The 13,670-nt window shown below is 67.2% G+C and carries 14 protein-coding genes; 9 read left to right on the top strand and 5 right to left on the bottom strand.

The annotated features are described in order from the left end of the window. Window positions 1-17: 17 nt before the first annotated feature. The 4 genes from thiS to ACNR9O_RS17385 all read left to right on the top strand — a co-directional run bounded on the left by thiS (window position 18) and on the right by ACNR9O_RS17385 (window position 3,751). The gene (gene thiS, locus ACNR9O_RS17370; RefSeq protein WP_473686531.1) at window positions 18-218 is read left to right on the top strand and encodes a sulfur carrier protein ThiS; all 201 of its coding nucleotides are present in this window, start codon (window positions 18-20) and stop codon (window positions 216-218) included. Window positions 219-247: 29 nt separating this feature from the next. Beyond that, entirely contained in the window at window positions 248-1,048 is an 801-nt protein-coding gene (locus ACNR9O_RS17375; protein ID WP_473686529.1) for a thiazole synthase, read from the top strand. 2 nt (window positions 1,049-1,050) lie between these two features. Further along, on the top strand, window positions 1,051-1,752 hold the full coding sequence (gene trmB / locus ACNR9O_RS17380) for a tRNA (guanosine(46)-N7)-methyltransferase TrmB (protein ID WP_473686527.1): 702 nt from the start codon (window positions 1,051-1,053) through the stop codon (window positions 1,750-1,752). Window positions 1,753-1,933: 181 nt separating this feature from the next. After that, window positions 1,934-3,751 carry an SLC13 family permease gene (locus ACNR9O_RS17385; protein ID WP_473700811.1) on the top strand — a complete coding sequence of 606 codons (1,818 nt, stop codon included), beginning with the start codon at window positions 1,934-1,936 and terminating at the stop codon, window positions 3,749-3,751. A gap of 19 nt (window positions 3,752-3,770) precedes the next feature. Here ACNR9O_RS17385 and ACNR9O_RS17390 read toward each other — a convergent pair whose 3' ends face one another. After that, entirely contained in the window at window positions 3,771-4,112 is a 342-nt protein-coding gene (locus tag ACNR9O_RS17390) for a Rieske (2Fe-2S) protein (protein WP_473686523.1), read from the bottom strand. Between the two features lie 78 nt (window positions 4,113-4,190). Here ACNR9O_RS17390 and ACNR9O_RS17395 point away from each other — a divergent pair, with 78 nt between their 5' ends. The 4 genes from ACNR9O_RS17395 to ACNR9O_RS17410 all read left to right on the top strand — a co-directional run bounded on the left by ACNR9O_RS17395 (window position 4,191) and on the right by ACNR9O_RS17410 (window position 7,971). Continuing rightward, complete coding sequence (locus tag ACNR9O_RS17395; RefSeq protein ID WP_473686521.1) at window positions 4,191-4,460, top strand: hypothetical protein; 270 nt, start codon at window positions 4,191-4,193, stop codon at window positions 4,458-4,460. 55 nt (window positions 4,461-4,515) lie between these two features. Further along, a complete protein-coding gene (locus ACNR9O_RS17400) occupies window positions 4,516-5,394 on the top strand; it encodes a methylated-DNA--[protein]-cysteine S-methyltransferase (RefSeq protein ID WP_473686519.1) in 879 nt (292 codons plus the stop codon). 154 nt (window positions 5,395-5,548) lie between these two features. After that, window positions 5,549-6,469, top strand: coding sequence for a drug/metabolite exporter YedA (gene yedA, locus ACNR9O_RS17405; RefSeq protein WP_473686517.1), 921 nt, complete (start codon window positions 5,549-5,551; stop codon window positions 6,467-6,469). An 86-nt stretch (window positions 6,470-6,555) separates the two neighbouring features. Continuing rightward, a complete protein-coding gene (locus tag ACNR9O_RS17410; RefSeq protein ID WP_473686515.1) occupies window positions 6,556-7,971 on the top strand; it encodes a short-chain fatty acid transporter in 1,416 nt (471 codons plus the stop codon). Here the strand turns inward: ACNR9O_RS17410 and ACNR9O_RS17415 are convergent. Next, window positions 7,943-8,818, bottom strand: a complete 876-nt coding sequence (locus ACNR9O_RS17415; RefSeq protein ID WP_473686513.1) for a LysR family transcriptional regulator — start codon at window positions 8,816-8,818, stop codon at window positions 7,943-7,945. The two genes, ACNR9O_RS17410 and ACNR9O_RS17415, sit on opposite strands and share 29 nt — an antisense overlap. 117 nt (window positions 8,819-8,935) lie before the next feature. Between ACNR9O_RS17415 and ACNR9O_RS17420 the strand changes: the two genes are divergently transcribed. After that, the gene (locus ACNR9O_RS17420; protein ID WP_473686511.1) at window positions 8,936-10,363 is read left to right on the top strand and encodes an MFS transporter; all 1,428 of its coding nucleotides are present in this window, start codon (window positions 8,936-8,938) and stop codon (window positions 10,361-10,363) included. A gap of 53 nt (window positions 10,364-10,416) precedes the next feature. Here ACNR9O_RS17420 and ACNR9O_RS17425 read toward each other — a convergent pair whose 3' ends face one another. The 3 genes from ACNR9O_RS17425 to ACNR9O_RS17435 are packed head-to-tail and all read right to left on the bottom strand — an operon-like array spanning window position 10,417 to window position 13,621. Further along, window positions 10,417-11,748, bottom strand: coding sequence for an ABC transporter permease (locus tag ACNR9O_RS17425; RefSeq protein WP_473686509.1), 1,332 nt, complete (start codon window positions 11,746-11,748; stop codon window positions 10,417-10,419). A gap of 12 nt (window positions 11,749-11,760) precedes the next feature. After that, window positions 11,761-12,924: an ABC transporter permease gene (locus ACNR9O_RS17430; protein ID WP_473686507.1), complete on the bottom strand. Its 1,164-nt coding sequence runs from the start codon at window positions 12,922-12,924 to the stop codon at window positions 11,761-11,763. 10 nt (window positions 12,925-12,934) lie between these two features. Further along, window positions 12,935-13,621, bottom strand: a complete 687-nt coding sequence (locus ACNR9O_RS17435) for an ABC transporter ATP-binding protein (RefSeq protein ID WP_473700812.1) — start codon at window positions 13,619-13,621, stop codon at window positions 12,935-12,937. Window positions 13,622-13,670 lie beyond the last annotated feature (49 nt).

The raw sequence follows: 13,670 nt of genomic DNA on the forward strand, positions 1-13,670 counted from the left end.
CCCGCTACAATAGGCGGATGCAGATCTCGCTCAATGGCAGCCCTCGCGACTGCGCCACCGGAATCACCGTCGCCCAACTGCTGCAGGAAGCCGGTTACGGCGACCGCCGCGTGGCGGTCGAAGTGAACCGCGAAATCGTTCCCCGCAGCATGCATATCCGCTGGGTGCTCGCCGAAGGCGACCAGGTGGAAATCGTGCAGGCCATCGGCGGCGGCTGAGCCGCCCGCCCTCCCCGCCCCGAGACCCCATGAACACCAAGACCCTCGATAGTGCCGATCCGCTGGTCATCGCCGGCAGGAGCTACGCCTCGCGCCTGCTCACCGGCACCGGCAAGTACAAGGATTTCGACGAGACCCGCCGCGCCACTCAGGCTGCCGGCGCGGAGATCGTCACGGTGGCGATCCGCCGCGTGAACATCGGCCAGGACGCCAGCCAGCCGAGCCTGCTCGACGCGCTGCCGCCCGATGAATTCACCCTGCTGCCCAACACCGCCGGCTGCTACAACGCGGTCGATGCGGTGCGCACCTGCAAGCTCGCGCGCGAACTGCTGGACGGACACAAGCTGGTGAAGCTGGAAGTGCTGGGCGACCAGCGCACCCTGTTCCCCGATGTGGTCGAAACCCTCAAGGCCGCCGAAACACTGGTTGCCGACGGCTTCGACGTGATGGTCTACACCAGCGACGATCCGATCCTGGCCAAGCGCCTGGAAGAGATCGGCTGTGTCGCGGTGATGCCGCTGGCCGCGCCGATCGGCTCGGGGCTGGGCATCCAGAATCGCTACAACCTGCTGGAGATCATCGAAAACGCCAAGGTGCCGATCATCGTCGACGCCGGCGTGGGCACGGCCTCCGATGCGGCCATTGCGATGGAGCTGGGCTGCGATGGCGTGCTGATGAATACCGCCATCGCCGGCGCCAAGGATCCGGTGCTGATGGCGCATGCCATGAAGCTGGCGATCGAGGCCGGCCGTGCTGCGTTCCGCGCCGGCCGCATCCCGCGCAAGCGCTACGCATCGGCATCCAGCCCAATCGACGGCACGATCGGCTGAGCATGAGCGACCGCAGCGACGACTCCGCCCCGCATCTGCGCCGCATCCGCAGCTTCGTCCTGCGCGAAGGGCGCATGACGCCGGCGCAGCAGCGAGCCTTCGACGAACACTGGGCGCGTTTCGGCATCGACTACACCGGCACCGCCCAGGACTACGCCGTACGCTTCGGCCGAACCGCCCCGCTGGTGATGGAGATCGGCTTCGGCAACGGCGAAGCGCTGGCCTGGGCCAGCGAGCACGATCAGGCGCGCAACTACCTCGGCATCGAGGTGCATGGCCCCGGCGTGGGCCGGCTGATGAATGCGCTGGCCGCGCGCGATGCGGCCAACGTGCGGCTGTACAAGCACGACGCGGTGGAAGTGCTGGAAAACGAAATCGCCCCCGGCACGCTGTCCGAGGCCCGCATCTGGTTCCCCGATCCCTGGCACAAGAAGCGCCACAACAAGCGCCGCATCGTGCAGCCGGCGTTCGTCGCCCTGCTCGCCTCGCGCGTCGCCCCCGGCGGCCTGCTGCACCTGGCGACCGACTGGCAGCCCTATGCCGAGCACATGCTCGAGGTGATGGAAGCCGCACCGGACTGGCGCAACGACATCGGCCCCGGCCAATACGCCGAGAAGCCCGCGTGGCGCATCGAAACCCATTTCGAACGCCGCGGCCTGAAGCTTGGCCATGGCGTGTGGGATCTGCTGTACCGGCGCGTCTGAGCACCGCCGGATTCACCGGGGACGGCTTCGATTCACCAGCTGCCTCGCCGCCCCGCTTATACTCGCCGACCAGAACAGGGACGAGTCTTCGCAGCGTGACGCAAGCACTGCCCAACTGCATCCACCATCGTCCTCTGGTCCGACAGGAAGCCAGCTAGTGGGACTCTCGCTCACCCCCGAAATGATCCTGGTGCTCGGGCTGGTGGGCTTCACCATGCTGATGCTGGTGCTGGAGTGGATCCGCGCCGACATGGTGGCGCTGCTGGTGGTGGTGGTGATCGGCCTCACCGGCCTGATCCCTTCCGACCGCGTGTTCAACGGCTTCGCCGGCAACGCGGTGATCGCCATCATCGCCATCATGATCATGGGCGCAGGCCTGGACCGCGCCGGCGTGCTCGGCCTTACCGCCAATTTCGTGATGCGCATGGCGCGCGGCGTGGAATCGCGCCTGGGCGTGGTGATCAACCTGGTCACCAGCCTGTTCAGTGCGGTGATCCCCAGCCAGGCGCTCGCCGCGCTGATGATCCCGGTGACCAGTCGCCTGGCCGCGCGCACCGGCGTGCCGCTGTCGCGGCTGCTGCTGCCGATGGCGTTCTGCATCCTCACCGCGACCAACACCACCCTGATCGCGAACTCGCCGCTGATCGTGCTCAACGACCTGATCGCGAGCGCGAACGCCAACCTGCCGCCCGGCGCGCACACCATTCCAAAGTTCGGCCTTTTCAGCGTGACCCCGGTGGGCCTCGCGCTGGCGCTCGCCGGCGTGCTGTTCTTCTATCTGTTCACGCCCAAGCTGCTGCCCGAGCGCGAGGACGAGCGCCTCAAGGTGACGCCCGGCCGCACCGAGAGCTACTTTGCCGATACCTACGGCATCGGCGGCGAGACGGCCGAACTCACCGTGACGGCGGAGAGCCCGCTGGTCGGCATGAGCATCGGCGAAGTCGAGCAGCTCTATGGCGCGCCGCTGATCCTGGCGATCAAGAGCGGTACCGAGGCGCGCATGGCGCCGCCGGTGGATCACGTGATCTGGGTAGGCTCGGTGCTGGGCGTGCTCGGCCCGCGCGATCAGCTCAATCAGTTCGCCAACAACCAGCTGTGCAAGCTGTCGCCGCGCATGCGTCAGCTGGGCGAGCTGTTCAATCCGACGCGTGCGGGCATTTCCGAAGCGGTGATTCCACCCAGCTCGCGCTTCCTCAAGCAGACCGTCGGCGAATTGCGCCTGCGCAAGCGCTACGGCATCTCGGTGCTGGCGGTGAACCGCGGCGACCAGGTGTTCCGCGACGACGTGCGCTCGGTCAGCCTGCGCGCAGGCGACACCCTGGTGCTGCACAGCAGCTGGCGCGACCTGAGCCTGGCCACCGAGGACAAGGACCTCGTCGTGGTCACCGACATCCCGAAGGAAGAACAACGGCCCGGCAAGATCTGGCAGGCGGTGGGCTTCTTCGTGCTCGCCAAGTGCCTGGCCCTGTTCACCCACCTGGACCTGTCCGTGGCGATGATGACCGGCGCCATCGGCATGCTGCTCACCGGCGTGCTGAACATGGATGAGGCCTACAAGGCGATCAACTGGAAGACGATCTTCGTCACCGCCTGCCTGATTCCGCTGGGCTGGTCGATGGACGCCACCGGCACGGCCGCGTGGCTGGCGCAGGAGGTGCTGCAGCACCTGGGGCACGCGTCGCCCTACGTGCTGCAGGTATCGCTGGCGATCCTCACCCTGCTGTTTTCGCAGGTGATGTCCAACGTGGGCGCCACGGTCATGATGGTGCCGATCGCGATCAGCGTGGCCGTGGCCACCGGCGGCAACCCGTCGGCGTATGCACTGATCGTGGCGGTGTCATCGTCCAACACCTTCCTGCTCAGTTCCGGCCATCCGGCACTGATGATGGTGGCCGGACCCGGCGGCTATCGCGGCAAGGACTTCCTGCGCGTAGGCCTGCCGCTCACCGCGATGGTGCTGGTGATCACCCTGGTGGCGATCAACCTGATGTTCCGCTAGCCGGTGATCCGCCACCGCCTCAGCCGAGGCGCACCTCGCCGTCCACCACGTCCACCGGCACCGCGCGCAGGTGCTCGCCCCGGCACGGGCCACCGATGCACAGGCCGTCGCCGGCCTGGAAACTCGCCCCATGCGCCGCGCAGACCAGCACGTCGTTCTTCAGCAGAAACTTGCCCGGCGCCCAGTCGAGGCGGCGACCCGCATGTGGACAAATATTGAGGTAAGCCCGCACTGTCTCACCCTTGCGCATCACGATGAGGTTTTCTTCGCCATCGCGCAGGGCGGCGTCCACGGCGATCGCCTCCCCGTCGGGGATGTCGTCGAGGCGGCAAAGGGGCTGGGCGGGGGTAGCAGTATCCATCGGCACTTGTCTCATGGGCCCGGAAGCCCCATCGTTACGCACGTAAGTCGTTGATTTTACCATACGGATTTTTAACACATGCGCTTCACGCTGCCTTCTCCGCGTCGCTCCCGCCATCCGCTGGTCCGTGCCCTGTCGCTGCTGATCGGCATGGCGCTGGTGGGTTTGCTGCTGGTGTTCGGCCTGGTCGTGGCCGGCGTGCTGCTGGTCGGCGGCGGCGTGCTGCTGGCCCTGCGCCAGTGGACCCGCAAGCGTAGCGCGCCGCGGGCCGCCGCGGGTACGCGCCAGCCGGAAGTACTGGAAGGCGAATTCGTCGTACTGCGCGATACGCACCACGCCGCGCACTGATCCACACAGCAATATCCGGATAGCCCCGACCCGCCGGGGCACCTAACCTGACGGCATGGATACCCGCATCGCCGCCATGAACCACCGCCGCCGCACCGAGGACGCCCTGGAACAGGTCCGCGCACTGGTCGAGCGCGCGGAACAGGCGCCCAGCCTCGACTCCCTAGCCAAGGCCGCCGGCCTCAGCCCGACCTATCTCCAGCGCGCGTTCCGGCGCCGCTACGGCGTCAGTCCCGCCGAATATCATCGCGCCCTGCGCTTCGGCCAGTTCAAGGCCTCGCTGCGCGAAGGCGCCGGCGTGACCGAGGCGGTCTATGACGCCGGCTTCGGTTCCGGCAGCCGTGTATACGAACACAGCGACCGCCTGCTCGGCATGACGCCGGCCAGCTACCGCGCCGGCGGAGCTGGCGCCAGCATCCGCTACACCACCGTCGCTACGCCGCTGGGACGCCTGCTGGTCGCCACGACCACGCGCGGCATCTGCGCGGTAACGCTGGGCGAGCGCGATGCAGAGCTCGAGCAGCAGCTCAAAGAAGAATTTCCCCGTGCGGAACTCGAGCGCGTCGACGCCGGCCGCGAGGAATGGCTGGACGCGGTGATTGCGCGGATCGCCTCGGAGCTGGGCTGGAGCGAGGCGGCCGCCCCTGCCCCGCCGCCCCTGGACATCGCCGCCACCGCCTTCCAGTGGCGCGTGTGGGACGCGCTAACGCGCATCCCAGCCGGCAGCACTCGCAGCTATCGGGAGATCGCGGCGGCCATCGGCATGCCGAAGGCGGCCAGGGCGGTCGGGCAGGCCTGCGGCAACAACCGGGTGGCGCTGATCGTGCCCTGCCATCGCGTCGTGCGTGAGGACGGTTCGCTGGGCGGCTGGCGCTGGGGTGTCGAGCGCAAGCGCGAGCTGCTGGCACGGGAACGGCGGACCCAGGCTGGCTGAGCCCATCAGAGGACGATACAGGACGTATCGGGTCCGCCTTGATTCCACCTCAAGCCTGACTTGCAAAGGGCTCACTACTCGACTTGCCGACCACGAATTATCTTGATGGGCCATTAGACTAGTCGCCGCGCCCACGACGCGCCTTTCCCCGCCCATGACCGACCAGTCCGTTACCTCTGCCGCTGATGCGGCACCGAAGCCATTCGCCGACCCGCGCGTGATGATTCCGCTCGCGATGTTCGCGCTGTACATCATCTGGGGTTCCACCTACCTGGGCATCCGCTACGCGCTGGAGAGCTATCCGCCGTTCCTTCTCGCCGGTGTCCGCTTCGCTTTCGCTGGCGTGCTGCTATTCGGTTTCCTGCGCCTGCGCGGCATCGCCGCGCCCACCGGGCGGCAATGGCGCAACGCGGCGGTCACCGGCGTGCTGCTGCTGGGCTTCGGCAATGGCCTGGTGTGCTTTGCCGAGCAGAGCGTGAGCTCCGGCGTGGCCGCGGTGGCGGTCGCGAGCATGCCGCTGTTCGCGGCGATGTTCTCCGGCCTGTATGGGCAGTGGCCCTCCCCGCGCGAGGCGATCGGCCTGGCCATAGGCTTCGCGGGCGTCGTGGTGCTCAATCTCGGCAGCAGCCTGTCCGCCTCGCGGCTAGGCGCGATCGCGTTGATCGTGGCGGCTGCGAGCTGGGCCTTCGGCTCGATCTGGAGCAAGCGCCAGGATATGCCCGCCGGACCGATGAACACCGCCGCGCAGATGCTTTGCGCCAGCGCCGCCCTGCTGCTGGTCGGTTTCGGCACCGGCGAACACGTGTCCGCGCAGCCGACCCTGCGCGCGACGTTCGCGGTCGGCTATCTGGTGGTGTTCGGCTCGCTGATCGCGTTCAGTGCGTATCTGTATGTGCTCAAGCACGCGCGCCCCGCCGTCGCCACCAGCTATGCCTACGTGAACCCGCCGGTGGCAGTGCTGTTCGGCGTGCTGTTCGCGGGCGAGCATGTCGGCCCGTACGACCTCGCCGGCATGGCCGTGATCCTGATCGGCGTGGCCACCATCACACTGTTCAAGCAGCGCGCGAAGGCCTGATCCACGCGCCGGCGCGTGCGACCAAGATCGTATTGCCGCCCCTACGCGCATCGCGCACCATCCGTGCCTATTTGGGGAGGCTGGCGATGGCGACCGCGAACGAAGGCGTATTGGCCCGGGCCGCGTTGCGCAGTTCCGCGTGGGCCGAACGCTGGTTTCCCGATGCGTGGGTGTTCGCCGCATTGGGCGTGGTGCTGGTCGCTGCGGCGGCCATGGCGTTCGGCGCGACGCCTGCCGTCACCGTCAATGCGTTCGGCGACGGATTCTGGAGCCTGATCCCTTTCACCATGCAGATGACCTTCGTAGTGATCGGTGGCTATGTGGTAGCCACCGCGCCGGTGGTCGCGCGCTTCATCGACGTGCTGGCCCGCGTGCCGCGCAGCGGCCGCGGCGCGGTGTGCTACGTCGGTCTGGTCAGCATGCTGGCCTCGTTGCTGTCGTGGGGTTTCTCGCTGGTGTTCGGCGGCCTGCTGGTGCGTGCGCTGGCGCGTCGCGAAGATCTGCGCATGGATTACCGCGCCGCCGGCGCGGCCGCCTATCTCGGGCTGGGCGCGGTATGGGCGATGGGGCTGTCTTCGTCCGCGGCGCAACTGCAGGCCAACCCGAAGAGCATGCCACCGGGTCTGCTGAACATCACTGGCGTGCTGCCTTTCAGCCAGACGATTTTCCTGTGGCAGTCGATCGTGCTGACCGCCGTGCTGATCGCGGTCTCGCTGTTGATCTGCTGGTTCACCGCACCCTCCGGCGCGAACGCGCGCACCGCGCAAGATTTCGGCGCGAACGAAACCACCGCCACGCCGCCGCTGCCGCCACGTACCCGCCCTGGCGAATGGCTGGAATACAGTCCGCTGCTATCGGTGCTGATCGGCCTGCTTGGCCTGGGCTGGCTGGGCTACGAGTTCGTGAGCAAACCGGCGGTGACCGCCATCGCCAACCTCAACACCTACAACTTCCTGTTCCTCACCCTCGGCCTGCTGCTGCACTGGCGGCCGCGCAGTTTTCTCAACGCGGTGGCGCGCGCCGTACCCAGCACGGCCGGCGTGCTGATCCAGTTCCCGCTGTACGGCGGCATCGCAGCGCTGCTCACGCATGCGCCGGGTTTCGGCGGCGATACGCTGGCGCACCGTTTGTCCGGGCTGTTCGTGCAGGTCGCTTCCACCGACACCTTCACGCTGGTGATGGGCGCTTACTCGGCGGTGCTCGGCTTCTTCGTGCCCTCGGGCGGCGGCAAGTGGCTGGTGGAAGCGCCGTATGTCATGCAGGCGGCGAACGACCTGCACGTGCATCTGGGCTGGGCCGTGCAGGTCTACAACGCGGCCGAGGCGCTGCCGAACCTGATCAATCCGTTCTGGATGCTGCCGCTGCTGGGCGTGCTCGGACTGAAGGCGCGCGACGTGGTGGGCTTCACCTTCATCCAGCTGGTGGTGCACGTGCCGCTCGTGCTCGGACTGCTGTGGCTGCTGGGCCTGACGCTCACGTACGTGCCGCCAGTGATGCCGTAGCGGCGACGCGCGCCTTCAGTGCGGCGACTAGAATGCGCACCGCCTCGCGCGTGCGCGGATCGCCGCCGCGCTGGTGCAGCACGATCGGCGTCAACGGCATGCGCGGCAAACCCAATCGCTCGCCCACATCGACGATCGCCGGCGGGCACACCCGTCGCGGCAACGGCGCCACCGCCAGGCCCGCGCAGGCGGCGGCGACCAACGCCGGCAGGCCGCCGCCGATGAAGACCTCGGTCCACGCCACCTCCGCATCGTCCAGCGCCTTCAATGCCATCGCGCGCACCGCGCAGGGCGAGGCAAGCGTGGCCAGACGCAGCGGTTCGCCGGCCGGCTGTTTCCAGTCCGGCTGTGCATACCAGGCGTAAGGCTCGGTGAACAGCAGCTCGCCGCCGGCACGGCCGTCCACATCGCAGACGATGGCCGCATCCAGCTCGCCGTTGTCGTAAGCGTCGATCAGGCCGGCGGAGGAACCGATGCGCACCTCGATGCGCAACGAACGATCGTAGGCGCCCACCTTCGCCAGCAGATGCGGCAACTCGGTACCCGCCGATTGATCGCTGATGCCTACGCGCAAACTCAGGCGCGTTTCGACCCGGCCATGCAATGCCCGCTCGTGCGCCTCCAGCAGATCGCGGGCCGCATCGAGAAACGCCGCCCCTTCCTGCGACAACCGCACGCGCCGCGGAGTACGTTCCAGCAAGCGCCGCCCCAGCCGTTCCTCCAGTCGCTTCAGCTTGAGGCTGACGGCCGATTGCGTGGTATCCAGCGCCTCGGCCGCACGCGTGAAGCTGCTCAGATCGGCAACCAGGACGAAGGCCTGGACCGCATCCAGATCCAGCGGCCTCATCAATGATCCATTTTCGATCGTCATGATTGAAATATTTTTCGATCAGTTTTTCTCATCTTAGGTCGGCACTACCATTCTGACCATCCCCACCGTTCCAAGCCTCGAGGACTTTCCCCCATGACTGCGACCGACGCGGGCGACCCGCGGCGCTGGCTGGCCTTACCCGTACTGCTCACCGGCGCCTTTCTGCCGCCGCTGGATTTCTTCATCGTCAACGTGGCCCTGCCTTCGATCCGTACTGCGCTGCACGCCACCGCGGCGCAGACCCAGTTCGTGATCTCCGCTTACGCGGCGATCTATGCGGTCTGCCTGATCACCGGCGGCCGCCTGGGCGACCTGTTCGGGCGGCGACGATTGTTCCTGCTGGGCATTGCTGGCTTCGTGCTGGCCTCCCTCCTGTGCGGGCTGGCCTGGTCGGCGCCCGCCCTGCTGGCCGGCCGCCTGTTGCAGGGGCTGGCGGCAGCCGCGCTGGCGCCGCAGGTGCTCGCTTCGATCCGCGTGATGTTTCCGAGCGCGGAACAACCGCGCGCGCTGGCGCTGTACGCGGCGACCTTCGGGCTGGCCGCGACGCTGGGGCAGGTGCTCGGCGGCGTACTGATCGCTGCGAACTGGTGGGGTCTGGGCTGGCAATGGATCTTCCTGGTCAACCTGCCGGTAGGCGTGGCCGCGCTCGCCGGTGGCTTGTTATTGCTGCGCGAATCGCGCGAGGCGCACGCCAAGACGCTCGATCTCGGCGGCATGGCGCTGCTCTCGCTCGCGCTCGCCGCGCTGGTCTACCCGCTTGTCGAAGGCCGCGAGCAAGGCTGGCCGTGGTGGACCTGGGCGATGCTCGCCGCGTCGATGGTGCTGTTCGCGCTGTTCCTGCGCTTCGAGGCGACACTCGCGCGGCGCGGCGGCGCGCCGCTGGTCGATGTGCACCTGCTGCGCCACGGCGAATTTATGCTCGGCATCGTCGTCACGCTCGGCTTCTATCTGACCTCGGCTTTCATGTTCACCTATGCCGCGTATCTGCAAGGCGGCCTCGGCCGCGATGCCTTGCACACGGGCCTGGCGACGCTGCCCTTCACGCTGGGCTATCTGCTCGCCTCGGTGACCGCCGCACCGGTGATGCGCACGCTCGGTCGCGCTGCATTACCGCTGTCGCTGGCCGGGCAGGCAGTCGGCTTCGCGTTGATCATCGGCGGGGTCAAGGCGCTGTGGCCTGCTGCCGCGATGGAAGCAGGCCTTGCCGTCTCCGGCGTCGGTTTCGGTATCGCCTTCCCTTCGTTGATGCGCGCGGTGCTCGGCAGTGTCGACGCACGCCACGCGGGCCTCGCCTCCGGCATGGTGATCACCGCGTTGCAGATCAGCGCAGCGCTCGGCGTCGCGATCATCGGCGGCGTGTTCTACACCACGCTGGGCACGGCACGCGATACCACGGCTTACGCGCATGCATTCGCCACCGGCCTGAGCTGCAACGTCGCCGCGCTGGCCATCGTCGCGCTGCTGTCGAGCCTGCTCGGAAGGCGCGGCCTGGCCAGCACGATGGTCGCGCCGGAGGCATAAAAAAGGGCCGCGAATGCGGCCCATTTTTTTTCTGCCCGTTCGAGTGCGACGCCTTACAACTCGCGCAATGCCGTCGTCACCGGCAGACGCGCCGCGCGCACGGCCGGGAACAGGCCGCCCACGAAACCGATCGCCAGCGCCCACTTCACGCCGGTCCACAGCAGCGCCGGCGAAACGTGGAACTCGAAGGTGAGCTGACCCACCGTGCCTTGCGCCAAGGTAGAGGCGGTATAGCCGTTGAAGATCAGCCAGGCCAGCGCACCGCCGATCACGCCGCCGAGCAGCGCCAGCAGCATCGTCTCCAGCATGATCGCCACCACCACCGGCAGGCCGCGGAAACCGATCGCGCGCAGCGTGGCGATCTCCCTCGCACGCGTCGCCACTGCGGCGAACATGGTATTGAGCGCGCCGAACAGTGCGCCGATCGCCATGATCGCGCCCACCGTGATGCCAATGCCGCGGATCACCTTGCTGGTGCCTTCGGATTGCTTGCTGAAGTAGTCCAGCGTGGTACTCGTATCCACCTTCAGGCGCGGATCGGCGGCGAGCGCGGACTCGAAAGCCTTGAAACCGCTCGGATCGGCCAGCTTCACCGTCACCGAGGCGCGGCTGCTGCCACGCCGGTACGTGTCGGCCACGACACTGGCGTCGCCCCAGATTTCCGACTCCAGCGCATCGCCGCTGGCGAACACGCCGACCACCGTCCACGCCTCGTTGCCCAGTTTGATCTCGTGGCCCGGTGCCAGGCCCGCGAACTGCCGGGTCGCACCCTTGCCAACCACCAGCTCGCGCATGCCGGGCTTGAACATGCGGCCCTCGACGATCTTCAGGTTCGGCCGCAGCGTCCAGGCATGTTCGCCGACGCCACGCAACTGCACGCTGCCCTCGTCGTCTTCGCCCTTGCCACCTTTGACCGGCAGATTGGCGGCGACCACGATCTCCGGCGAGGCGATCGGCTCGCCCTTGGCATCGCGTACGATGCCGGCTGTCTGCGGAATCACCACCACGCTGTCGTGGTCGAGTACCGACATCACCTCGCTCGCCGAACCGCCGCGCATCACGATGGCGGTATCGGTGCTGCCGGTCTTGCGCAGCGTCTCGGCATAGCCTTCGCCCATCGCCAGCAGCGCGACCAGCACCGCAACGACGCCGGCAATGCCGACCACCACCACAGCGGAAGAACCAAGTCGCTCCTTCAACGTGCTGATGCCCACGCCGGTCACCGACGCCGCCTGACGCCCGCGCCGGGTGAAGGCCATCCACAGCGCGAACAGCAGCACCAGCAGCCCGACCAGCGGCAGCGGCAGATTGATCCACACCGCCAGGCAGATGATCACCAGCGCGAACAGGCCGAGGCCCACCAGAAAGTTCTTTGATTTGGACATGGCGGCGGCTCCTCAGCGTCCTGCCAATGCATCGACGATATTCAGGCGCATCGCGCGCAAGGCCGGCAGCGCACCCACCAACAGACCGATCAACACCATGAAGCCCAGGCCCAGCATCCAGCTTCCCGCGGTCACGCCGGGCAAGTTGAGCATGCCGCCGCTGCCCTTGCTTACGATGGGGATCAGCAGCGAGGCGAGCCCCAGCCCGATCGCGCCGCCGATCAACAGCAACAGCACCGACTCGGCCAGCACCATCGCCAGCACCGAAGCGCTGGAGAAACCGATGGTCTTGAGCACGGCCAGCTCCGACGTGCGCTCGCGCACCGCCTGCATCATGGTGTTGCCCGACAGCAGCAACAGGGTGAAGAACACCGCGCCCATGATCGACCCGACGATCAGGCCGATGTCGGCCAGCTGCTTCATCCATGACGCGGTGGCGGCTTGCTCGGTCTGCGTGCGCGTCTCATGGTCGGAATTGGCGGAGATCGCGTCGATCGCCTTGGCCACGCGGTCGGCCTGGTTCACATCGGCGACGCGGCTGACATACCAGCCGACCATGCCGCGGTTGTACGACGTGCCTTCGTCGAAGTACTTCCAGTGCATCAGCACGAGCTGGTCGTACCATGCGGCGCTGTTGTCCTTGGCCTTCATGGTGCCGACGATGTCGAAGCTCCAGTTCTTGCTGCCGTCGCGCAACGGAAAGATGGTGGACTGCAGCGGAATCTTGTCGCCGACCTTCCAGCCGAAGCGCTGCGCCAGCTTCTCGCCCACGATGATGCCGGTGCGGGTGCTATCGAACGCCTTGCGCGCCTCGGCGCTCACCGCGACTTCAGGGTACTGGTCCAGATAGTTGTCGCTGACCGCAAAGCTGAAAACCTGGTTGTGCGGATCCTGATAGGCGCCGCCGAACCAGTTGGCGTAGGCAACCGACTTCACGCCGGGCACCTGCTCGATCTGGGTGTTCAATCCCTGCGGCAGGGTCTGGATGAAGGATAGGCGCGAGCCGGTCTGCAGGCGCTGCGCGCCGTTGGCGCTCTGGCCGGCCTGGTCGAACGAGATGCGCACCGCATCGAGCATGCCGAACAGCAGGAACGCGGTGACGATCGACACCAGGGTGAGGATGGTTCGGGTCTTGCGCCGGAACAGCGCCGCCCAGATGAGATGGAGATATTTCATCGCGGCATCCTCACGCCAGGGCCTGCTCGACCAGGGTGCCCTTGTCGAGGTGCAGCGTATGGTTGGCGTACTCGGCGGCCTTGGGATCGTGGGTGACCATCACGATGGTCTTGCCGTGTTCGCGATTGAGCGTGCGCAACAGGGTCAGCACTTCTTCCGCGGATTGGCGATCCAGGTCGCCGGTCGGCTCGTCGCACACCAGCAAGGTGGGATCGGACACGATCGCGCGGGCGATCGCCACGCGCTGCTGCTGGCCGCCGGACAGCTCGCTCGGCTTGTGCGAAGCGCGCTCCTCCAGCCCTACCAGCTGCAGCGCGATGCTGGCGTTCTTGCGACGCTGCGCCGCGGAGAGCCTGGTCAGCAGCAGCGGCAGCTCCACGTTTCGTTGCGCCGTCAGCATCGGCATCAGGTTGTAGAACTGGAACACGAAGCCGACGTTGGCCGCGCGCCACTTCGCCAGCGCGCCGGCGCCGAGCTGGTCGATGCGCTGGCCGCCCACGGCGATGCTGCCGCCGCTCGGCGAATCCAGGCCGCCGATCAGGTTGAGCAAGGTGGTCTTACCCGAGCCGGACGGCCCCATCAGGGCCAGGAAGTCGCCTTCGGCGATATTGAGATTGATGTGATGCAGCACTTCCACTTTCTGCTTGCCGCGCTCGTACACCTTGGAGAGATCGCGGACTTCGATCAGCGTGCCCATGCTCATGCCTGTTCTCCTGAAACTGCGTTGACGTTCGAAAAGGTCGTTG

This window comes from Dyella sp. CR10, assembly GCF_055814425.1.